At 71.5% G+C, this 20356-nt stretch carries 18 protein-coding genes and 1 pseudogene; 5 read left to right on the forward strand and 14 right to left on the reverse strand.

Translation table 11 applies throughout. The features are described from left to right. Positions 1-20: 20 nt before the first annotated feature. Positions 21-326, reverse strand: a complete 306-nt coding sequence (locus tag OHS33_RS00155) for a DUF1330 domain-containing protein (RefSeq protein ID WP_330328297.1) — start codon at positions 324-326, stop codon at positions 21-23. Between the two features lie 188 nt (positions 327-514). Between OHS33_RS00155 and OHS33_RS00160 the strand changes: the two genes are divergently transcribed. Then, positions 515-1417 (forward strand): LysR family transcriptional regulator, encoded by a 903-nt coding sequence (locus OHS33_RS00160; protein WP_330328298.1) that lies wholly within the window; start codon positions 515-517, stop codon positions 1415-1417. A 365-nt stretch (positions 1418-1782) separates the two neighbouring features. On the opposite strand, the gene OHS33_RS00165 is transcribed toward OHS33_RS00160, so the two are convergent. From OHS33_RS00165 to OHS33_RS00190, 6 genes and pseudogenes are all read right to left on the reverse strand, one after another. Then, positions 1783-1953: a hypothetical protein gene (locus OHS33_RS00165; RefSeq protein ID WP_330328299.1), complete on the reverse strand. Its 171-nt coding sequence runs from the start codon at positions 1951-1953 to the stop codon at positions 1783-1785. A gap of 87 nt (positions 1954-2040) precedes the next feature. Next, positions 2041-2748 (reverse strand): class I SAM-dependent methyltransferase, encoded by a 708-nt coding sequence (locus OHS33_RS00170; RefSeq protein WP_330328300.1) that lies wholly within the window; start codon positions 2746-2748, stop codon positions 2041-2043. A gap of 141 nt (positions 2749-2889) precedes the next feature. Next, the gene (locus OHS33_RS00175) at positions 2890-3855 is read right to left on the reverse strand and encodes a hypothetical protein (protein WP_330334848.1); all 966 of its coding nucleotides are present in this window, start codon (positions 3853-3855) and stop codon (positions 2890-2892) included. Between the two features lie 46 nt (positions 3856-3901). Beyond that, the gene (locus OHS33_RS00180; RefSeq protein WP_330328301.1) at positions 3902-4510 is read right to left on the reverse strand and encodes a PadR family transcriptional regulator; all 609 of its coding nucleotides are present in this window, start codon (positions 4508-4510) and stop codon (positions 3902-3904) included. Positions 4511-4570: 60 nt separating this feature from the next. Further along, complete coding sequence (locus OHS33_RS00185) at positions 4571-4777, reverse strand: hypothetical protein (RefSeq protein ID WP_330328302.1); 207 nt, start codon at positions 4775-4777, stop codon at positions 4571-4573. A gap of 671 nt (positions 4778-5448) precedes the next feature. After that, positions 5449-5799, reverse strand: a pseudogene (locus OHS33_RS00190) (ABC transporter substrate-binding protein); the annotation flags it as partial. A gap of 226 nt (positions 5800-6025) precedes the next feature. On the opposite strand from OHS33_RS00190, the gene OHS33_RS00195 reads away from it, so the two are divergent. Both OHS33_RS00195 and OHS33_RS00200 read left to right on the forward strand, forming a co-directional pair. Continuing rightward, positions 6026-6589, forward strand: a complete 564-nt coding sequence (locus OHS33_RS00195) for a papain-like cysteine protease family protein (RefSeq protein WP_330328303.1) — start codon at positions 6026-6028, stop codon at positions 6587-6589. A gap of 10 nt (positions 6590-6599) precedes the next feature. Further along, positions 6600-7553, forward strand: coding sequence for an LPXTG cell wall anchor domain-containing protein (locus OHS33_RS00200; RefSeq protein WP_330328304.1), 954 nt, complete (start codon positions 6600-6602; stop codon positions 7551-7553). 257 nt (positions 7554-7810) lie between these two features. On the opposite strand, the gene OHS33_RS00205 is transcribed toward OHS33_RS00200, so the two are convergent. Genes OHS33_RS00205 through OHS33_RS00220 form a run of 4 tightly spaced genes read right to left on the reverse strand, consistent with a single transcriptional unit; the run spans position 7811 to position 13594 of the window. Continuing rightward, positions 7811-8821 carry a hypothetical protein gene (locus OHS33_RS00205; protein ID WP_330328305.1) on the reverse strand — a complete coding sequence of 337 codons (1011 nt, stop codon included), beginning with the start codon at positions 8819-8821 and terminating at the stop codon, positions 7811-7813. After that, positions 8818-10728 (reverse strand): ferritin-like domain-containing protein, encoded by a 1911-nt coding sequence (locus OHS33_RS00210; RefSeq protein WP_330328306.1) that lies wholly within the window; start codon positions 10726-10728, stop codon positions 8818-8820. The genes OHS33_RS00205 and OHS33_RS00210 overlap by 4 nt, the downstream gene beginning before the upstream one ends. Positions 10729-10739: 11 nt before the next feature. After that, positions 10740-12173 carry a radical SAM/SPASM domain-containing protein gene (locus OHS33_RS00215; protein ID WP_330328307.1) on the reverse strand — a complete coding sequence of 478 codons (1434 nt, stop codon included), beginning with the start codon at positions 12171-12173 and terminating at the stop codon, positions 10740-10742. Further along, complete coding sequence (locus OHS33_RS00220) at positions 12170-13594, reverse strand: hypothetical protein (protein WP_330328308.1); 1425 nt, start codon at positions 13592-13594, stop codon at positions 12170-12172. Before OHS33_RS00220 ends, OHS33_RS00215 begins: the two co-directional genes overlap by 4 nt. Before the next feature lie 272 nt (positions 13595-13866). Between OHS33_RS00220 and OHS33_RS00225 the strand changes: the two genes are divergently transcribed. Beyond that, entirely contained in the window at positions 13867-14835 is a 969-nt protein-coding gene (locus OHS33_RS00225) for a TAXI family TRAP transporter solute-binding subunit (RefSeq protein WP_330328309.1), read from the forward strand. Between the two features lie 4 nt (positions 14836-14839). On the opposite strand, the gene OHS33_RS00230 is transcribed toward OHS33_RS00225, so the two are convergent. The 3 genes from OHS33_RS00230 to OHS33_RS00240 all read right to left on the reverse strand — a co-directional run bounded on the left by OHS33_RS00230 (position 14840) and on the right by OHS33_RS00240 (position 18430). Further along, complete coding sequence (locus OHS33_RS00230; RefSeq protein ID WP_330328310.1) at positions 14840-16243, reverse strand: sensor histidine kinase; 1404 nt, start codon at positions 16241-16243, stop codon at positions 14840-14842. Continuing rightward, on the reverse strand, positions 16240-16947 hold the full coding sequence (locus OHS33_RS00235) for a response regulator transcription factor (RefSeq protein ID WP_330328311.1): 708 nt from the start codon (positions 16945-16947) through the stop codon (positions 16240-16242). The genes OHS33_RS00230 and OHS33_RS00235 overlap by 4 nt, the downstream gene beginning before the upstream one ends. Positions 16948-17023: 76 nt before the next feature. Continuing rightward, positions 17024-18430, reverse strand: a complete 1407-nt coding sequence (locus tag OHS33_RS00240) for an MFS transporter (protein ID WP_330328312.1) — start codon at positions 18428-18430, stop codon at positions 17024-17026. 412 nt (positions 18431-18842) lie between these two features. On the opposite strand from OHS33_RS00240, the gene OHS33_RS00245 reads away from it, so the two are divergent. Continuing rightward, on the forward strand, positions 18843-20342 hold the full coding sequence (locus OHS33_RS00245; RefSeq protein ID WP_330328313.1) for a cellulose binding domain-containing protein: 1500 nt from the start codon (positions 18843-18845) through the stop codon (positions 20340-20342). The last annotated feature ends 14 nt before the right edge of the window (positions 20343-20356 follow it).

The raw sequence follows: 20356 nt of genomic DNA on the forward strand, positions 1-20356 counted from the left end.
ATGGCGGCCGGGCCCACCGGTCAGTCGATGCCGTCGATGATGCGGAAGTCGCGCTCGACGCCGTCGGGGAGGGCCGCCAGCGCCTTCTGGTATGCCTCGCTCTCGTATGCCGCGACGGCCTGTTCAAAGCTGTCGAACTCGATCAGAACGACGCGTTGCGTGATTCCGGCCTCGTGGGCGACGACTCGACCGCCACGGGACGGGATCCGGGACAGGACGCGCCCGCCCCCGGCCTGGACAGCCGGACCGGCCAGCTTGTCGTAGGCAGTCAGCCCCTCAGGGCCGGAGATGGCGGGGTAGACACTGACCCAGTAGCCCTTAGCCATGGAAACCTCCTGTGTTGGGACGGACATCTCCGACTCCGAATTGACACTCAGACCTATCGATCCCGGCGACGGGTACTGCGGTCAGTCGAATCGTCATATGCGCAGGTTAGGGCTTGATGTGCGGTCGGGGGAAAGACCGGTACGGGATAGACTCAGAACGGATCGTTATCAATCGGCAGGGAGAGCACGTGGCGCCGGACACGGTGAGCCTGCGGTACTTCCTGGTGCTGGCACAGGAGTTGAACTTCACCCGCGCGGCCGCACGGATCGGTATCGCACAGCCCGCACTCAGCGCCCGGATGCGCCGACTGGAGGCGGAACTCGGTACGGCCCTGCTGGTCCGCAACACGCGTAGCGTCGTATTGACCACGGCCGGTGCGGCTTTGGCGGAGTCCGCGCCGGCCGCGCTGGCGGCGCTGGACCGGGCATGGGACACCGCCCGGAGCGCAGCGGCCGGTGAACTGGGCACGCTGCGTATCGGATACAGCCTCAGCACCGGGGCCGAGACGGCACCGGCCCTGGTGGACAGGCTGATTCGCGGCAACAGCGGACTCGAGGTCGGCGCGGTCCCGATGGCGACACCGGAGATCTCCCCCGCGGTCGCCGACGGCCGCATCGATGCCGGGATCACCCGCGGTGAACAGCCGGGCCGTGGCGTGCGCCGGTTCCTGCTGCGCCGTATGCGCGTCGGGGTGCAGCTGGCGCAGCACCATCCGCTGGCCGAACACCCGGAGATCGAGATCGCCGACGCGGCCGCGTATCCGCTGCGACTCCCGGACCGTGCGGCCAACCCCGTGATCCACGATCAGCTGTCCGCAGTGTTCCGGGACACCCGACCACACCCCCGATTCCACACGCCCGCAGTCTCTTTCGACATGTCCCAGCGCGACCTGCGCGACGGGGTCACCCTCGCCCCGGCCGGAGAAGCCGCGGCCACGGCACAACCGGCCGGTCTCACCTGGCGACCGCTGCGGGGCGCGCCCAGCCTGACGATCCACCTGGTCCTCCCCCGCGAGCAGTCGCCACTACACCGCCGCATCCGTGCCGTCGCCAAAACCCTGGCGCACGAGCTGCACTGGCTGCCGGACTGACGCGCAAGAGGTCAAGCGAGACGGACCCCTGCGGTGGCGAGGCCGAAGACCTTGCGCCCGGCGGACTTCGCGGTGATGACGACGGCGGTCTTGCTGAATGTCCGACACGACCTCGCTACGACGGCGGATCAGCATCCGGTGACGGCCCCGGGTCCGGTCCGAGTCGTACACCGCGGCGACGTCCTCGCTCTGCCCGAGATCTCGGCGGATACCGCGCCTTCGCCGACGCCAGACCGGACAAGCATGGGTAACCGGCGGGAACGCCCGCCGTCAACGGCGTCCATGACATCGGTCAATCCGCAGGTATCGGGCCTTGTTACGGAGGTAGCCGATGGGGTCGTTGATGCCCTTGCGTCGGTTCTTCTTCAACCGGGCGCGCGGGCAGCGGTATGGAGTGCGGCAGCGAATTGTTCGGCGCCGCCGAGGATGGTGCGGGTGTGGCGGGCGACCCAGGCTTCGGCGGCCGGATCGTGCAGGCACCAGGCCGCGCTGCAGAGGTATTCGAGCACGTGGATGAGGTCGATCACGATGTGCACGTTCGCGCCTCGACGTTCGGCTTTGGACCTGCGCGACAGCATCGTGGACCGCCCCCGTTAGCCGGTCGAATTGTATCGGCCGGGGCGCTACGGCTCGGAGCGCCGACGCGCGAGATGGACCGTGATGTCGGCGGCGATCTCGACCGTCCCGGGCAGCACCCGCAGGATCCGGTCGAACACCCGCTCTTGGTCCGAGGCCGGCAGGACGAGGTAGGCCGAGACGGTCGAGAGGTGGCCGACGTACTCGCGGGCACTCATCGTCAGGCGCCGCTCGATCACGGACTGCTGGACATCCGTGAACCACTCGGAGCGTCGGAGTTCCGTACCCGGCCACTGCATGTCATACCCCGGAGGTGTCCCGTCCGGGGACGGGACGTCGTCGCTCTCCAGGAACGGTGCCCGCACGGTACGTACGGCGCCCGCCACGGCTGGGTCGGCCAGCTCGACCGGACCGCCGAACGAGGCGAACACGCCCCCCGGCTCCAGCAGCGCGGCCGCGCGCGGCCACCGGCCCTCCGGGTTTGTCCAGTGCAGCGCCGCCGCCGCGTACACCAGCCCGTACCGCTCCCGCTCCCCCGGCCGGAGGTCCTCGAACGCGGCGCGCACCGTCGTGACTCCGGCAGCCGGTACATGCTTGCGCAGCTCGGCGAGCATGGCTCCGTCAGGCTCGGTCGCGGTGACCGCGACCCCCCGCTGAGCGAACAGCCGGGTCGCCTTGCCCGTCCCGGCCCCGATCTCCAGGGCTGTCCGCACCGGATGGCCCGCGTACCCGATCACCCTGTCAAAAAGCTCCACGGGATACCCCGGCCGGAACCGTTCATATGCTTCCGCCATCACTCCGAAACTCAGCGCGCGACCAGACATGCCGAGCATCCTGACACGGCTCCGCCGACAGCGGCCCCGGTTTTCTCTTCAGTGGTCTCTTCGGGGTTCCCTTCAGGCGCTGAAGCGTTCGACGAGTGTCCTCATGGTGTCGAACGCGGGCTTGGGGGTGTAGTCGTCGGTGGTGAGCCCGAATCGGTGGAACAACCCTGGCTGGGAGCTGTCGGCGTCTCGCAGCGCGAAGTGTGTGTAGCCGCTCAGGTGGAGTCGCTTCGCTTGGGCGGCGATCACCCCGATCACGGTCTCGATGACGTCGGCCTGCCGGTGCGGGTGCCGGTCGGGCCCGGTGGGCCAGCCGTGCTCGGTGATGTGCAGCGGTAGGTGCCCCAAGCCGGCGGGTGTCAGCGCCGCGTCACGGTGGTGACGCAGCAGTCCCTCGACGGCGTGCGCGAGATCGGATGCGGCGACGGGCTGGAAGACGTCGGGGAAGAAGTCCAGGCCCACGTAGTCCAGATCGGCGATGAAGTCCTCTCCCCCACGGTCGGTCAGGTCGGTGACGAAGGCGGTGGCCGGGCCGAAGAGCGGAGTGGTGTTGAACCCGACGTGCAGGTGTGTGTGCCCGAGTTCGCGTGCTCGCGCCTTCACGGCGCGGACCCCACGGACGATCGCCTCGCGCACCGCCGGGTAGTAGCCGTCCAGCGTCGGGTTCGACGTGATGTTGGGCTCTTCCGCCACCTGCAACGTGCGCGTGACCGCGCCGTACTGCTCGACCAGCTCGCGCAGGAAGGCGCAGTATCCGTCGACGTTCCCGGCCGTGGACCGGTACTGCGCCACCAGGTCCAGGTGGCGCCCCCGCACAGCGTACTGAGCCGCGGTGGCCGGTGTCGCGGTCGCGTGCGGCTCGCCGGGGCGGGTGGTGTCGTCGAAGCCTATGTAGGCGCGCACCAGGAACGGGCGGCCCGGTCGGCCCTGGAGGCGGTCGAGTGCACTCGATACGAGGGCCGGGTCATCGGGCGGGCCGGAGGCCAGACCCCCGGTGTCATCGCCGGTGACTCCGCCCGGGTAGATCCCGAAGAGCATGCCGTCCTGCGTCGCCGTCAGCGTCACGTGTTCGATTCCTCTGGGTTCAGTGTTCTGCGGTGTGTGCGGGAGGTGTCGCGGCATCGGTGGCCGGCCACGTCAGTGAGCCGGTGCGGACGTCGTCGATGACCGAGTCGATCCATGCCGTCTCGGCGCGGGCGAGGCACAACGCGTACTCGGCTTCGATGACGTGCAGGCGGGGTGCGCCGGCCGCCAGGGCGTCCGCGAGGCGTTTCTCATCGGCGGACGTGCGCTGCCGGAGGCGCTCGGCACGCTCGCCCAGGGCCGCCACCGCGCCGCTCGGCCCGAGGGCGCCGAGGTAGGTGACCGCGCCCAGGAACCGCGAGAACTCCCGCTCCGGGTTGCGGATCTGGGAGTCCAGCCGCCGTACGAGTTCGTCGTAACCCGCTTGCGTGAGGGCGTAGACGGTCCTCTCCGGACGGTTGCCCGCGCGTTCCTGTCCTTGCGAAGCGAGCCATCCCGCTTCGGCCAGGGCGGCGACGGAGTTGTAGAGCGTGCCCCGCGTGATCGCGGCCGCGTGGTGATCACTGCGCTCGCGCAGCTCGGCAAGCATCTGGTGCGGGTGCGAGGGCTGTTCGAGCAGGAGACCCAGCACGGCCAGAACGATCGGGTTGTCGAGAGCGCGTCGAGGCATAGTCGAACTCTATCAGTCCAAATAAACTATTAGAGATCGGGTCGGCCACGGTCGGCCACCTCACTGGTTCCAGGGCAGCACCTCACGGCCCGGCGGTGCGATCAGCCCGTCCGGAACGGGTACGTGCGCCACCGAGTCCAGCGCGACCAGCAACGGCCGGACGCGCGCGTCGTGGACCAGTGTTCCCAGCTCGCCCACCACCTCCTGGTAGGCCGCCTCGTTCCCCTTGGTGCGCAGGTAGGCCAGGAGGTCGGTCAGCTGCCGCACCCGCTCGACGCGCTCCGGCCTGACTTTCCGCCACAGGTCCGGCGGCAGCAGAACGTCTCGTCGTCCGGCCGGTTGGCCAGCCGCAGGCGCGCCCCCGCGGGCAGGGCCTCGACCGTGTAGGACACGACGACCGAACGGACGTCCTCCCGCGGGTCGAGCCCCGGGTTCGCGACCTGCACCCGCTTCGACAGGACGAGCTGCCCGGACGTCCGCCTCAGCGGCTCGCCGTCGACGGTCCACGCCACCGTCACGGGTACGTCGGCGGGCGGGTAGACGTAGTTCCGCCCGCCTGGGGCCAGCACCTCCACCGCCTGCGGAGGCAGGCCGGTATCCCGGCCGCGCCAGTGCCGGCTGCGCAGGGTGAACACGGCGGGGCCCGCGGTGGCCGGATCATACGTGCGCGCATGGAGCCATCCACGGCGCAGCGCGGTGGTCGCGTTCAGGCTCGGGCCGAGACCCGAATACTCCGGCCGGCCGCCTCGCGGGGCGGCTGGGAAGTACGGGCCGCCGATGCCGCCGTAGGCCATCGCGCTCTTGACGCAGTACGGGTGCGCGTAGCCGCCGTAGTCCTCACCGGGATCCTTGAAGGCGGGGTCGCCGAACGAATGCGTCACGCGCAGCGCGTGACCCAGCTCGTGAGCCACGAAGTCGAACCGGTCCTTCACCCGCGTTCGGAAGCGATCGGGATCTACCGGATCCCGGTCAACGACCTGGACGGGCGCCCAGGCCCATTGCCACACGCTGATGCCCGGCGTACGGGAGAACCAGATCTTCCCGCGGGTGCCCTCGACTGCGACGCGCGGCCAGGCTTCGGCGATGCGCGCCCGGTCCGTACCGTGAGAACTCGGCTGAGAACGCAGCACATCGGCGAGGATGACGATGATGTCGTAGCCCTCGAAGGAGGGCGCTTCGGCCAGCCGCTCACGCAGGGCCGTCCCGACGCATGCACCGAGTGGGCCGAGGTTCTCGGGCAGGTAGCGCAAGAACGGGATCGCGACGCCGTCGGCGCCCAGCAACGTGGCCCCCGATCGTGCGGCAGACCCTTTGTTCGGCGCGTGGGCGGCATGACTCGATGCTCTCAGCGGCCACCGACACACCACCGCTCCCAACTTGCACGATGAGCAGACAAATAATCCGTAGGGGTTAACTTCCCGCGCGACCCCTATGTGACATTGGCACGCTGCGTTGTCATATTCCTGCCAGGTCTGACCCGCTCATCTCGTCGCACCCATCAGGGAAGGCAGGAAAATGGGCAAATTCAGGTACGGAACCACGGCATCGGCGATCGCGCTGGCCGCCTTGGGATCGCTCGCTTCCGCGGCAGGCACGGCCCACGCGGAAGCCGGCCAGGACACCATCACCATGCTGAAGCAGGAGAAGACCCAGTGGTGCTGGGTCGCCTCCGGGCTGACCATCGCCAAGTTCCAGGGCTTCGGCTCCACGCAGGCCGACTTCTGCACCCGGGCCCAGCCCTACTACGGCTGCAACAACCAGCCCGCCACGCTCGACGACATGGCCAGGGGCTGGAGCAGCCTCGGCATGACACACCTGGGCTCGGCGCTGAGCAGCGCGGCCACGTTCGACCAGGTGTACACCGACGTCAAGGCGGCCCGGCCGATCGGCGCCCGCATCGGGTGGTCCTCCGGCGGCGGCCACATGAACGTGGTCTACGGCTTCGACACCTCGAACACCAAGATCGCCGTGGCCGACCCGTGGCCGGACACCACCACGTACACGTGGTGGAACTACAGCGACTACGTGAGCAACAGCTCCTCCAAGTGGACCCACTCCCGCATCGGCATCTCCCGCTAAGGCAGGCGACATGCGCGACACCAGTGGCACCAACGGCAACGCCAGCAACACCACCTCTCGCCTCTCCCGTCTGTCCATCGTCATCGCACTGAGCGCATCCGCACTGCTGTGCGTCGTCGGTCCGGCCCACGCGGCCCACCCGGCTCACTCAGCCCCGGTCACGGCCTCGGCGAACAAACCGGCCAAGGACCCGCTCCCGGCCGACATCCCCGACTACCAGGCCGCCCTCGACGCCGTGAAGTCCCCGGACGTCCTCAACACCGTCTGCCGCTTCCTGCGCACGCCATTGCCCGCCGCCGGCGGCGCCGGCGGGCCGGTGCAGACCATCCCCGACACGGCCGAGCCCTGCCAGGGCCTGCCGGCCTTCACCATCAAGGACCCGGTCGCACGCAACGAGATCACCCCCGGGTTCGCCGCGGGCACCGCCCAGCCCCTGCCCACCGAGGCCATCGCTCTGACACAGCTGGTCTCCTCGCTGAGCGCCACCGTCAACGGCCGCAACGCCACCGTCATGCTCGCACCCACCCAGGGCGGCGGCTGGCATCTGGCGGCCGTACGCGACGGCGACAGCGACGCCACGTACGCCAGCAAGGCCACCCTGGGCACGCTGGTCTTCACCGAGCCGCAGATCCGCGGCTGGTACCAGCTCAAGCTCACCACCGTCGAACCGCTCAACGACCAGGCCCGCCAAGGACTGGACGGCCGGGCCTCGGCGTCGCTCAGCGACTACCAGAAGCTGGTCAAGGCCCGCTACGCCGACAAGCAACCCGGCTCGGAATACGCCACCAAGGGCTACTCCAGCGGCTACGGCCTCCAGAGCCTCCAGTCCACGACCTCCAAGACCTCCACGACCGACGAGACCTCGTCCTCCGCCCTGCTGCTGGCCGGTGGCTCCGCCGCGGCACTCGCCCTCGCGAGCGGGGCCGTCGTACTCCGGCGACGCCGGCGCACAAGCACCCGCTGAGCCCAGCCCCGTACACCCGTCAGTCCCCGGTCACCCCGTGCCCGGCCCCGGCAGCCAGCCGGGACCGGGCACGCCCATGAGCGGTCCGGCTGGCGCTGCCGGATCCGGCCTGGGCGACCAAGGTGCCCGTCCCCGCGCTCCCATGCGTCGCTGGAAACGGCGGGATGTGCAGCGGAGCTTCGGGGGTGAGCGGTCCTGGCCCGGCGCGCGGACGACCGGGCGGTGCTGAGCGCGCGGCGGCAGCCCGCCTGCCGTGATCACGCCGGGCCGCCGACGCCCACCGGACGGCCCGCCGTGCGGGGGCCGAGCCGGGCGGCGTCCAGCTCGTCCTGCCAGGCGCTGGAGGCGAAGGCTGAGCAGTACAACTCGGCGCAGGCCGCCAGGTGTTCGGCGAACGCGGCGCGGAGCCGGGCGGTGTAGTGCCTGCACAGGGCGGCCACCGGGGTCCCGCCCGCGTCGGCGTCGATCACGGCGGCGGCGAGGACTGCCGTGCGCAGGGCCTGTGCGGTTCCCGTGCCGCTGAGCGGGTCGTAGCGGATGGCGCCCGCCCCGACGGTCAGCACCCCGGACGGCGACTCGTTCGTGGGCTCCAGCGCCGGGGCGAGGTGCAGCCGGGGGGCTGCCGGGATGGCGGCCACCGTACCGGGCGGGCGGCGCAGTACGTCGCCCGCCGCGGACTCGGCGAGCAGCCGGGCCAGCAGCCCGGCCGGGTCCTCGACAGGACCGGGGACCATGGCCTGCACCAAGCAGTCGCCCGCACCAAGGGGGGTGATCTGGACCCAGCCCAGACCCGTGGTGTCCAGCACGGCAGTCCGCTCGTCCCGGCCCTCCCGCAGCGGTGCGGTGCCGGCCAGCAACCGTCGTCGCCCGACCGCGTGGTGGGCCGGCGGTGCGCCGTCCACCGCCTGCGCCGTCACCCTCCACCGCGCCGGGCCGCCCGTGTCCGGCGTCGGCCGGGCCCCGAGCCGCTCCCGCATCCGAGCCGCCAGCAGCGCCCCGTCCACCACCCGTCCCGCCTGTGCGAATCGCGTGGGTCGGGCCCCGTCCCCCCACCGCACCCGGCGGTGGGTCAACTCCCACGCATCGTCGAGAAGTCCGTCTCCCCAAACGGAGCGGAGCAGCTCCAGCGTCGGCCCGGTCAGCAAGAGGGGCCGGGGACCCGCCCCCGGGCCCGGCGCCACGAGCCGGATCCGGTGCCCGCGCCCGAGCAGCAGCCACGCGCAGGTGAGTTCCGCCAGCCCCGATCCGGAGATCGCGACGGGGCTCACCCGTTGCCGCCGCCGTCGTGCATGGTCAGTGCGCCGAGCAGTGCTTCGGTGTCACGGTAGTGGCGCACCACCATCCTCCGCTCGCCCACCTCGACGAGGCCGAAGAGCGCCTCCTGGGCCCGCATGGCAGCGAGGGCCGCGGCCCTGGTGAGCGGCCCGTCGGCGAGGGCCGGCCCGCCCGCGGGGGCGGGCCCCGCCAGCCATGCCGGGAGCGTGAAACGGGGTGCCACCCCGCGTGCGGCGAGCATGTGGTTGATCTCGTGCAGGTTGGCCATCGTACGGCGGGACTGCTCGATCAGCACTCCGCCCGCGCTGTCGCCCAGCGCGAACGTGGGCCGCAGCGTTCCCAGCAGCATCGCATAGTACAGGTCGCCGAGTTCCAGGAGCCGTGTGTGCAGGGCGCCTCCGTCGCCCGGCCCCAGGTCGCGCAGGTACCGGTCGGCGGTGAACGGCGCCAGATGGCCCTTGACGGCTTTGAAGCGGTTGAAGTGGTCGCCGCCCTCGTCGATGATCAGTTTGATCAGGTGGGCGAGCCGCTCCCACTCCGGGAAGAGGTCGGGCCGCTTCACCAGGGTTTCGTGCAGCTTGACGTACATCCCGTCCACACCGGTGTCCACCTGCTGGCTGGGTGCCTCGACGTCGATGAACCACTGCAGCTGGGCGGCGTCGAGCGGACGCAGTGCGAAGTCGTGTGCGCCGTCGCGCTCGATCGTGACCGCACGGCCGAGGACGACGGGCTCCCCCAGTGTTCCGAGGGCCTCGTTGACCCACCGCAGGTGCCGCATCTCGTCGACCGCGACGGCGAACACCTCCTGTGCGGCCGCGTACACCTTCCTGGTGAGGTCACTCGGGTTCGCGGGCAGGCTCATCGGCGCCTGGAGCGAGTAGTGGGCGAACAGGTACTCCACGCACAGCGCGTGTTCGACCGTGGCCAGCGTCTTCAGCTTCTCGATGACCGTCGGCCGGTCCAGCGGCTTTACGGACGAAGGTCCCGGGATGCCCTTGCTGTCGTCCTCGCGGTCGTTGAGGACCACGGGCAGCACGTTCCAGTTCGCGATCAGCCCCGGGTAGGTGAACTCCAGCGCCGTGCGCACTCCGCGTGGGGAGGCCGCGTCGGCCGCGTCCGTGTCCAGGTCGGATACCGGCGTACGGTCCCTGCGCAGGAAGTTCATCTGGGGGACGCTGCCGTCCGAGCTGCTGGTGACGTCGGGTTTCGAAGCTGCCCAGTAGAAACACCCGCAGTCGCGGAAGTCGTACTGCCACGGCGCGCACAGGCTGCGCGTGAGGTCGCCGGGCTGGTACACGTCCGGGTCGATCACGCCGTCCGGGTCCAGGTAGCGGGCCCGGTCGGCGATGAGCAGGGCGAGTTTGAAACCGCCGTTCGGGCCGCGCCGCACGAAGCCCGCGTTGTTGCGCCGCAGCCCGTTGACGTCCCCGACGGCCAGGGCGCCGTCCGACCACCTGCCGGGTCCAGGACCGAGCAGAACGGCGATCCGGCCGGGCAGCAGATCGCGCACCCGCCGCCAGACGTCCAGGCCGTCCAGCCCGCGGCAGTCGATCACGGGGGCCTGGGACTCCGTCTGATCCACGGTCGTGCGTCCGCACAGCGCCCAGATGTACAGGGGGGTGTCGGGGTCGTTCACGTCGGCGGCCGTCAGGCCCTGCGCCGAGGCGGCCCCGCCGTCGACGGTCACGACCCTGGAACCGCTGCCGCGTTGGAAGTCGACGGTCAGGCCCGGGAAGAACGCCCTGTCCAGGTTGCGCTGATCGAATTCGAGGCCGGGGAAGCAGTTGTCGACACCGCTTTCCGGGCGGGTGCCCGAGGGGTTGCCGCGCACGACGTAGTCGGCCCGGGCAGTGAGGTTGCGCGGGAACAGCTTCCCGTCGGGGGACGGAAGGTCTGGCATGGACGGCTCCTTCAGACGGCGCTGGCGGGGCTGGCGGGGCTGACGAGAGCGGGGCCGGAGTCGGCGGACGCGGCGAAGAACTCGGGTGCGGCGGCTGAGAGTTCGACGTAGGCCGACAGGCAGAAGGCCAGCCAGCCGCGGATGTACTCACAGCCCGGCCGTCCCCGGCGGCTGACCTCGTGGTAGCAGCCGCCGCCGCACAGGTAGCGGGCCCAGCAGGACCGGCACGGCTCCTGACGGTCGACATGGCGCAGCGCCAAGTGCCGGGCGCGGGCGGCAACGTCGGAGCCCTCCGCCAGGGAACCCATGGCGAAGGCCGGGTCGTCGACCAGCCGGTGGCAGGCGTACAGGCCTCCATCGGCGGAGGCGCTGAGATATCCGGCGCCCGCACCGCAGGGGTACGGGCGGTGCGTGCCCCGATGCAGTTGGTGCATCGCGGTCTGGAAGTTGCCGAAGGGGTAGGCGCGCCCGGCCGACAGCTCGCGCAGCGCCTTCTCGCCGCACTCCACCATCCGGTCCAGGAACCCGGTGAAGGCCTCGGTGGTGATCTCGTACGCGGGATCGGGCGCGCTGACCACGGCGGCGAAGCCGACCTCGTCGAAGCCGAGGCCGATGCCGTGCTCCAGTACGTCGAGCAGCCGTCCGGTGTGCGGGGTGACGCTGACCCGCGCGGCCAGGTGGCGGGGCCGTCCGTGCCGGGCGAGCACCTCCAGTCCGGCCCGCAGACGGTCGTACGCGCTGCCTCCGCCCGGTGCCCGCCGCAGCGCGTCGTGGCCCTCGCGGTCACCGTCCAGGCTGACCGTGACGGTGAAGGGGTGGCCCGCGAACAGGCGGGCGTCCTCGGGGCGTACGGTCGTCAGGTTGGTGGTGAGGGCGAAGCGGACCCGGTTTCCGGCCGCGGATCCGGCCCGTTCGGCGTACGCGACCACCTCGTGCAGCAGGTCCCGGGCCAGCAGCGGTTCGCCGCCCATGAAGCCGACCACCACGTCCGCGCCGGGCGCGGCTTCGGCCAGCAGCCGGTCGACCGCCTCGAACGCCGTGCGCCTGGGCATCGCACGGGCGGCACCGCCGAACTTGCCCTCGTCCGCGTAGCAGTGCCCGCAGCTGAGGTTGCACGCCTGCATCACATTGAGCGAGAGGGAGGCGAGCGGCGGCGGCTCTGCGGGCGTGCCGTCGATGCGCCGCTCCGCCCACAGGGGCAGCGCGAGCTCGCGGGCCAGGTCCTCCAGCGAACCCTCCGGGGCCGCCGTCCACCGCTCCAGCCGGGCGGCGGTCTGCTCGGGCAGGTCGTACACCCGGCTGCCGTCCGCGACGAAGAGATGCGCACCGTGCGCGCTGCGGAAGACCCGGACCTCGGAGCGCGGATCCGGGGTGGTCCGAGCGGTCACCGCGTCCGCCGGAGGCGGCTCGGCCGGGCGGCGGCCGATCTGCAGCAGTACGGTCATGACCCGGGCTCCGTGTTCTCGCGCAAGGAGTCTGCCCATCCGGTGAGCAGGTCGTACTGGCGGCGGGTCAGGTGCAGCGGTCCGGCGTCGGCCCCGCGCATGGCGACGGGCATACGGCCGTCGAGGTAGTCGGGTGCGTCCTCGACCGGTTCGCGGACCACCCGCCGGATCAGGTCGGGCTGCTCCCGCAGCAGGTCCTCCAGCACCTCCAGCGCCACGAAGCGCCGGTGACGGCGCCGACCGCCGTCGGTGAGCGCGAGCAGGACACCGGTCAGCGGTTCGGGGACCGTGAGCGGGCCGCGGTCGTTCACGCCGTCTCCGTCGCGGTCCTCGCCGTACACGTCGCGGACGCGCTCGTTCTGGACGTCAACGTTGATGTTCCCCACCGTTTCCAGGATCCGCTCGAACAGGTCCCGGATCTCCAGGGTGGTGAGCTGCTGTTGGGCCAGGTACGCGGGGTCCTTGACCTCTGCGCGCTGGACCCGGTCCGCCAGCCCGTCGGCGAGCGAGACGAAGGGCCTGCGGTCCGGGGCGAAGTCGGGCGGGCTCACCACGATCCGGGCCGAGGCTTCGAGGCCCCCGGGGAGGGTGACGGTGACCGTGCCGTCGCAGATGTCGTCCACCAGCCCCAGGCTCTTCCGGTTTTCCGCACCGGCGAAGAGGCCGCCCGGGACGGTCCTCGGGTCGTCGCTGGTGTCCTGGAGCGGGAAGCCGCACCACTTGGCGTCCGAATTGAGGATCAGCCGCTGCGGCGGAAGCTCGTAGTCGGTGTCCGCGGCGCGGGTCTGCAGATCGGTCGGTCCGTAGACGGCGCCGACGCCCGGCCTGAACCGCAGCCGGAGTTCCGGGAGGGCGGCGTTCGGCGTGGGCACCTGTACGGAGCCCAGCGGCAGGCTGTGGCCGAGGGGTACCAACGGATTCGCGACGCCTTGCGGCGAACCCCCGGCCAGCGGACGGAGGGTGTGGTCGTCGCCCCGCACCTCCACGAGCGCCTCGACCCGGTCACCGTCGGACTGGGTGTAGTGGTGCGCCTTGTGATTGGCCACCGCGACCTTCCACTGCAGATCCGCCAGGGTCAGCCCGGACTCCGTCAGCACTGCCCGGGTCAGCGGCCCGCTCCCGCGGTTCCCGCCGAAGGTCCAGCTGCCGTGCAGCTCGAAGTACGGGCACACCGGCCGCCAGCCGTCCTGGTCCTTGAAGAGCACCGGAGCGGGCAGCCCCTCGGGCGTTTCTTCGGGCATGCGCTCGGTCAGGGTGCCGTCGGGGGCGAGGTCGAGGGTGGGGGCCGGGACGACGGTGGTCTTGCCGGAACCGCGCGGCGACAGGTCGCTCGGTCCCCAGCTGTAGTTGTCGCACGGCACGGGGGAAGGCCCCAACCGGGCGATGGCGAGCGGTGGATGGAGCCAGATTCGGTCGATCACCGGCATCTCCTAGCGGTGGCAAGCCCGGGGAGGAGACGAGCGTGTGCGACCTCGTGGGTCGCGGGCCGGGCCCGCAAAGACAGAGCAGAATCACGGTACGTGATCAAACGTACGAGATTCGTCACAATCTGTCACGCACGACACGGGCGGTGCGTGCCGCACCGCCAACACCGGTCTCCGGTCTCCGGTCTCCGGTCTCCGGTCTCCGGTCTCCGGTCTCTGGTCTCCGGTCTCCGGGGCGACGCTCCGCCCGCTCTGGCTAGGCTGTCGCCATGACCAGCGCAGGGACGAGCCGTCGGCGGATCATCGGTGCCGGGCTCGTCGCGGCCTCGGCGGCGCTCGCCGGATGTTCGGGCAAGCCCGCTCCGGTGCGGCGGCTGCGGCTCGCGACCGGGCCGGAGGGAGGTCCGTACAACGCCTTCGGGAAGGCCCTGGCACAGGCCCTCGCCGCCGACGGGCGCGGCCCGGAGATCGTCCCCGTCAGCACCGCGGCCAGCGTGGACAACCTGCGGCAGCTGGACGAGGGCACCGTCGAACTGGCCCTCGGGATGGCGGACACCGCCGAGGACGCGGCCCTGGGACGGGAGTCGTTCACCCACCCCGCCACGCATGTGAGCGCGCTGGCCCGGGTCTACGTGAACTACACGCACCTCGTCGTCCCGGCCGACGGCCCCGTGCGCGAGGTCGGCGCTCTCGCGGGCCGTCCGGTCGCGGCCGGTGCCACCGGGTCGGGAGTGCAGGTGGTCGCGGGCAGGGTGCTGCGGGCCACCGGGCGGGGCGGCGGCGCCGCGCCGGACGAACGGCCCCTGGGTCTCGCCGCGTCGGTGGACGCCCTGCGTGCGGGCCGGGTCGACGCGCTGTTCTGGTCCGGCGGCGTGCCGACGCCGGCGCTCGCCGACCTGGCCCGTGAACTGCCGCTGAGATTCCTGCCGTTGGACAGCCACGTGGGTCCGCTACGGGAGCGCTACGGTCCCGTCTACTCAGCCGTCACCCTTCCGGCCGGGGTGTACGGGCTCACCGATCCGGTGGGGACCATCGGGGTCGGCAACTACCTCCTGGCCCGCGACGACCTGCCGCGGAGCACCGTCGAGGCCCTGCTGCGGGTGGTGTTCGACCGGTGGCGGGACCTGCTGCGCGAGGTCACGGCGGGAGTCCGGCTGGAGCCCCGGTTCGCCATCTCGACCGGCAGGGTACCGCTGCACCCGGGCGCGGCGGCCTACTACCGCTCGGTGTACGGCTGAGCCGTCACGCGGCGGGCAGCCGCAGTTCGAGGACCAGTCCGTGCGGCGTGTTCCCGGCGGCCCGGAGCCCGCCTCCGCTGCTCCGCGCGATCTCCTCGGCGATGGCGAGCCCCAGCCCGCTGCCCCGTACGTTCTGATGTTCCGGAGACCGCGCGAAGCGGCGCATCAGCAACGGTAGTTGGTCCTCGGGTACGCCGGGGCCGTCGTCGCTGACCCGCACCACGACACCCCCGTCGGCGGCGCGCGAGACCCGCACCTCGACGCTGCCGCCGAGCGGAACGAACTTCACGGCATTGTCGAGGAGGGCATCCAGGATCCGGCCCACCGCGTCCGGCAGGGCACGCACCACCAGGCTCCCGGGAAGGCCGCCGCCCGTCGGCCCCAGACGCAGCCCGGCGTCGCGGAACACCGGACCCCAGGCCGCCATCCTGTCCCGTACCGCCCGCGCGGCGTCCTGGTCCCTCGGCTCCGCCGTACCGGACTCCACCCGCGCCAGCGCCAGCAGCCCGTCGAGCAGTTCCTCCAGGCGCGCCGCCTCGTCCAGGGCGCGGGTGTGCTCGGCCAGGCCGGGCCCGGGGGCGATGTACGGCTCGACGTTCTCCATCTGCAGCACCAGCGTGGCCAGCGGATTGCGCAGTTGGTGGGAGGCGTCGGCGACGAAGTCGCGCTGGCGGCCCATGGAATCGGCGACGTCCTGCGCCATGGTGTTGAAATGCCGTCGCAGGTTCCGCAGTTCGGGCGGTCCGGAGTCGGAGACGGCGCGCGCCTGGAGCCTGCCCGCGGTCAGCCCCTCCACGGCCCGGTCCAGGTCGCTGACCGGACGCAGCAGCCAGCGCGCGATCCCCGCCGCGACCAGCGCGGCCGCCGCGAAGGCGGCGAGCGCCCCGGCGGCGATGAGCGACCACCGCGCCGTGACGTCCCGGCGGGCCGCCGCGGTCGGCAGGGCCATCAGGACGGCCCCGCTCACCCGCTCGTCACGACCCACCGGCTCGGCCAGCACCACGGAACCCGGGCCCCAGGGCCGGATGGTCGGCAGCCGCTCGGTGGAGCGGCCGGTGAGTGCCCGGCCCCGGGCCTCCGCCACCGCGGCGGAGGGCTCCGAGCCTGCGCCCTGCGCCAGGGCCCCCGCCGTTCCGGCCCGGGCCACCGTCCGGCCCGAGGTGTCGACGACGGCCACCGCGGCCCCGTACAGCTGCGCGTACCGGCCGATCTCCGCGGAGAGCTCGGAGCGGTCGGCCTCGGTACGCATCCGCTCGGCGAGTTCGGCGAACCGTACGGCCTCCGAACGGCGTTGCAGCAGCATGTGCTCGGTCCGTCCGCGCGCGTAGGCGTCCGCCAGCGGCAGGCAGAGCAGCAGCATCGCCGCGCCCATGAGCACCAGCAGCACGGCCAGCAGCCTGCGCCTCACGGCGCGGGGTCCGCGCCGGCGGGACAGCCGAGCTGATAACCGAACCCGTGCACGGTGCGCACCAGTTGTGGGCGCCCGGTCTTGGCACGGATCCCGGCTACGTGCACGTCCAGCGAGCGGGAGGTACCGAGGAAGGCATCACCCCAGATCCGGTCCAGGATCTCCTCGCGGGCGTGCACCTCGTCCGGGCGCGCGGCAAGAAAGGCGAGTACGTCGAACTCCCGCCGGGTGAGCCGGACTTCGACTCCCGACACGGTCACGGTCCGGCCCGCCGGATCCACCTCCACGTCCCCGGTGCGCACGGCCCGGCCGCCGCCACGCCCGGCGTCCGCGTCGAGGCGGCCGGAACGCCTGCCCGAGCGGCGGCGTACGGTGTCGATACGGGCCATCAGCTCGGCCATCCGGAACGGTTTGACGACGTAGTCGTCGGCGCCCGCCCGCAGCCCCTGCAGGACGTCGCGCTCCTCGCACCGCGCCGTCACCACGATCAGCGGCACGTCGCAGACCGTGCGCAGCCGTCGCAGCAGTTCGAGCCCGTCCAGATCGGGCAGGCCCAGGTCAAGGAGGACGAACTCGGCCTCGCGCAGGTGCAGCAGGGCGTCCAGGGCCCGGCCGACGCGGCGGACGGTGTGCCCGCGCTGGGCGAGAGCGGTGCCGAGGGCCTGAGCCATGCGGTCGTCGTCCTCGACGAGAAGCGCGTGCATAGACAGTCCTGACCCTGATCCCGATCCTGGAGCAGCAGCTTACGTGCGGGCCCGCCCCGGGTCACCGGTGCCGCTTTCAGCGCGCGGCCTCGACGGACGCCTCCGGCCGCCCCCGCTCCGGCTCGCGGCCCTCGCCCTCGCCCTCGCCATCGGCCTCGGCCTCGGCGCGGCTGAGCACGGCATCGCGGGTGTCGGGCATCAGCAAGTACGTCACGAGGGAGATCAGCGCACAGCCGGAGACGTACCAGAAGAACAGCTTCTCGTGGCCACTGCTCTTGAACCACAGGGCCACGTACTCGGCCGTGCCGCCGAAGAGCGCGTTGGCGATCGCGTACGGCAGAGCCACGCCCAGGGCCCGCACCCGGGTCGGGAACAGCTCGGCCTTGACCGCCGCGTTGATCGAGGTGTAGCCGGTGACGATCACCAGGGCCAGCAAGGACAGACCCAACGCGGACCAGTACGAGGACGCCGACCCGAGGGCCGTCATGATCGGGTACGTGCCGACGGTGCAGCCCACGGCGAAGGTGATCAGCAGGGGGCGCCGCCCGATCCGGTCGGACAGCATCCCGGCGAAGGGCTGGAGCACGGCGAAGAGCGCCAGCGCGGTGAAGCTGACCAGCGTCGCCGTGGTCTTCGGCATCCCGGCGCTGCCGACCAGGTACTTGGTCAGGTAGGTGGTGTACGTGTAGTAGGCCACGGTCCCGCCGAGGGTGAGCGCCATGACCAGCCCCGCCTGCCGCCGGTGCTGCCACAGGACCTTGAGGGTGCCGCGCGCGCTGTCGTCGCGGGCGCCCTCTCCCGCCGACTCCTCCTTGAACGCGTCGGTCTCCGGGAGGCGCCGCCGGATCCAGAAGACGACCACCGCGAACAGCGCCCCGAGGACGAAGGGGATCCGCCATCCCCAGCTGCCCAACTGTGCCGTGGTCAGGGTGTGCTGCAACGTGATGAGCATGCCCAGGCCGAGGAGCTGGCCGCATGTCATCGACACGTACTGGAACGAGGAGCCGCGGCCCCGCCGGTTCCGGGCCGAGGCCTCGGTGAGGTAGGTCGCACTGGCCGCGTACTCGCCTCCGATGCTCATGCCCTGGAGCAGGCGGGCAAGCAGCAGCACCAGGGCGCCGAAGTACCCGGCCTGCCCGTAGGTCGGGGCAACGGCGATCAGCAAGGCGGCCACCGACATCATGGTGACGGTGAGTGTGAGCGCGCTCTTGCGTCCGTGCCGGTCGGCGGCCCGGCCGAGCACCCACCCGCCGACGGGGCGCATGAGGAAGCCGACCGCGAAGATCCCCGCGGTGTTCATCAGCTGCGTGGTCGGGTTGTCCCCGGGGAAGAAGGAGTCGGCGAAGTAGATCGCGAAGCTGGCGTAGACGAACCAGTCGTACCACTCGACGAGGTTGCCGAGCGATCCGCCGACCAGGGCGATGCGGCGCTTCTTGCGTTCGTCCGCGAGCGGTGCTGCGGGGACGGCGACGGACGAGGACATGACGCCTCCAGGCGAGACCCCTGACAAGGGGGCGGGAGCGGCCCCGACGGCGGGGAGTGCCCAGAGCATGCGTCCTCCCCGATCCCCGGACAACGACTGCCCCACAGATCTAACGTCCCGCTAAGAAAGGGTGAGGACCGCCGGGGAGAACCGTGTGCGCCCAGCCAGAACGGGAACCGGCCGACGCGCGCCTCGGCCGCCACTTCCCCGATGATGCCCAGTGCCCCTGCGAGGGTGCCCGTGTGGGGTCGGAGGGAAGCTCCGCGAGCGCGTTACCTGAGGCCCCGCTTACCTCTCCCTTAAGCGGAACCTAAGACTCACATCCGCCGCCCCGAATCGAACGATTGTCCATTTCGGGGCGGATAGCGTGCTGCCACACCCGACCCCCGAGAAACCCAGAGGCAGGCACGCGATGGGCACTACGACCGGCCACCGGCGCACGACGAGCAAGAAGGCGAAGGCCACCGGAGCGATCTCGGTGGCGGCGGTGATCGGTGGCGCCGCCTTCGCCTTCACCGGTACCGCGCAGGCCGCCTCCGTCGGAGCCGTGTACACGAAGTCCACTTCCTGGAGCGGCGGTTACACGGGGCAGTACGTCATCACCAACAACACCGGGCAGGCCCAGCCGGATTGGACCCTCCAGTTCGATCTGCCCGCCGGGACGAAGATCGGCTCCCTCTGGAACGGCACTCACACCGTCAACGGTCAGCACGTCACCGTGAAGCCCGCACAATGGAACAAGGAGCTGGGCGCGGGGGCCTCTGTCACGGTGGGCTTCGTGACGAGTACGAGTGGCAGCGCCAACCCCGGCAACCCGACGGCCTGCCGGATCAACGGGGTGAAGTGCTCGGTGGACCAGGGCGCGACGCCCCCGCCGGGCGGCCGGCCCACCACCGCCCCGACGGCGACCGCGAGCGCCCCCACCCCCTCCACGCCATCCACCCGGCCCACCCCCACCGGGACGCCGACGCCGACCGCGACCGCCACTCCCCCGCCCTCCACCGGCACCCCGGCCGTCGGCGGAGCACGTTTCGCCCCGTACGTGGACACCTCCCTGTACCCCGCCTACGACCTCCTCGACACCGCCGCCAAGACGGGGGTGAAGGAATTCCACCTCGCCTTCATCACCTCCGGCGGCGGCTGCGCGCCTCTGTGGGGCGGTGTCACCGACCTGGCGAACGACAAAGTCGCCGGGCAGATCGGCGCACTGCGGGCCAAGGGCGGCGACGTACGTGTCTCCTTCGGCGGCGCCGCCGGGCGCGAGCTGGCACTGAACTGCGCGGGCGCCGACGAACTGGCGGCGGCGTACGGCAAGGTCATCGACCAGTACCGGCTGACCAAAGTCGACTTCGACATCGAGGGCGCCGCCCTGCCCGATGCCGCGGCCAACGCCCGCCGCGCCCAGGCCATCGCCAAGCTGCAGAAGTCGCACCCTGGCCTGGACGTGGCGTTCACCCTGCCCGTGATGCCGGAGGGCCTCACCCAGCCGGGTGTGGCGCTGCTGGCCGACACCAAGCGGGCCGGAGTCCGGATCGACGGCGTCAACATCATGGCGATGGACTACGGGCCCGCGTACAGCGGTGACATGGGGCAGTACGCGATCCAGGCGGCCACGGCCACGCAGGCACAAATCAAGGGGGTGCTGGGGCTCTCGGACGCGGCCGCGTGGAAGGCGGTGGCCGTCACGCCGATGATCGGCGTCAACGACGTCGCGAGCGAGGTCTACACCGTCTCCGACGCGACGCAGCTCGTGGACTTCGCGAAGTCGAAGGGGATCGGGCGGCTGGCGATGTGGTCCGCGACCCGTGACCAGCAGTGCGCGGCGGGCGAAGTGAACCACGCCGACCCGACGTGCAGTTCGATCACGCAGCAGCCGCTGGCCTTCACGAAGGCGTTCGGCACGCTCCACTAGCCAACCCCGAGCGC

Origin of the sequence: Streptomyces sp. NBC_00536 (assembly GCF_036346295.1) — a bacterium.
Lineage (GTDB): Bacteria > Actinomycetota > Actinomycetes > Streptomycetales > Streptomycetaceae > Streptomyces.

What these genes read in the sequence shown, in the direction of transcription:
- OHS33_RS00155 (WP_330328297.1), bottom strand. Translation starts at nt 326, where the DNA reads ATGGCTAAGGGCTACTGGGTCAGTGTCTACCCCGCCATCTCCGGCCCT.
- OHS33_RS00175 (WP_330334848.1), bottom strand. Translation starts at nt 3,855, where the DNA reads ATGCTCTTCGGGATCTACCCGGGCGGAGTCACCGGCGATGACACCGGG.
- OHS33_RS00180 (WP_330328301.1), bottom strand. Translation starts at nt 4,510, where the DNA reads ATGCCTCGACGCGCTCTCGACAACCCGATCGTTCTGGCCGTGCTGGGT.
- OHS33_RS00195 (WP_330328303.1), top strand. Translation starts at nt 6,026, where the DNA reads ATGGGCAAATTCAGGTACGGAACCACGGCATCGGCGATCGCGCTGGCC.
- OHS33_RS00200 (WP_330328304.1), top strand. Translation starts at nt 6,600, where the DNA reads ATGCGCGACACCAGTGGCACCAACGGCAACGCCAGCAACACCACCTCT.
- OHS33_RS00210 (WP_330328306.1), bottom strand. Translation starts at nt 10,728, where the DNA reads ATGCCAGACCTTCCGTCCCCCGACGGGAAGCTGTTCCCGCGCAACCTC.
- OHS33_RS00215 (WP_330328307.1), bottom strand. Translation starts at nt 12,173, where the DNA reads ATGACCGTACTGCTGCAGATCGGCCGCCGCCCGGCCGAGCCGCCTCCG.
- OHS33_RS00225 (WP_330328309.1), top strand. Translation starts at nt 13,867, where the DNA reads ATGACCAGCGCAGGGACGAGCCGTCGGCGGATCATCGGTGCCGGGCTC.
- OHS33_RS00235 (WP_330328311.1), bottom strand. Translation starts at nt 16,947, where the DNA reads ATGCACGCGCTTCTCGTCGAGGACGACGACCGCATGGCTCAGGCCCTC.
- OHS33_RS00240 (WP_330328312.1), bottom strand. Translation starts at nt 18,430, where the DNA reads ATGTCCTCGTCCGTCGCCGTCCCCGCAGCACCGCTCGCGGACGAACGC.
- OHS33_RS00245 (WP_330328313.1), top strand. Translation starts at nt 18,843, where the DNA reads ATGGGCACTACGACCGGCCACCGGCGCACGACGAGCAAGAAGGCGAAG.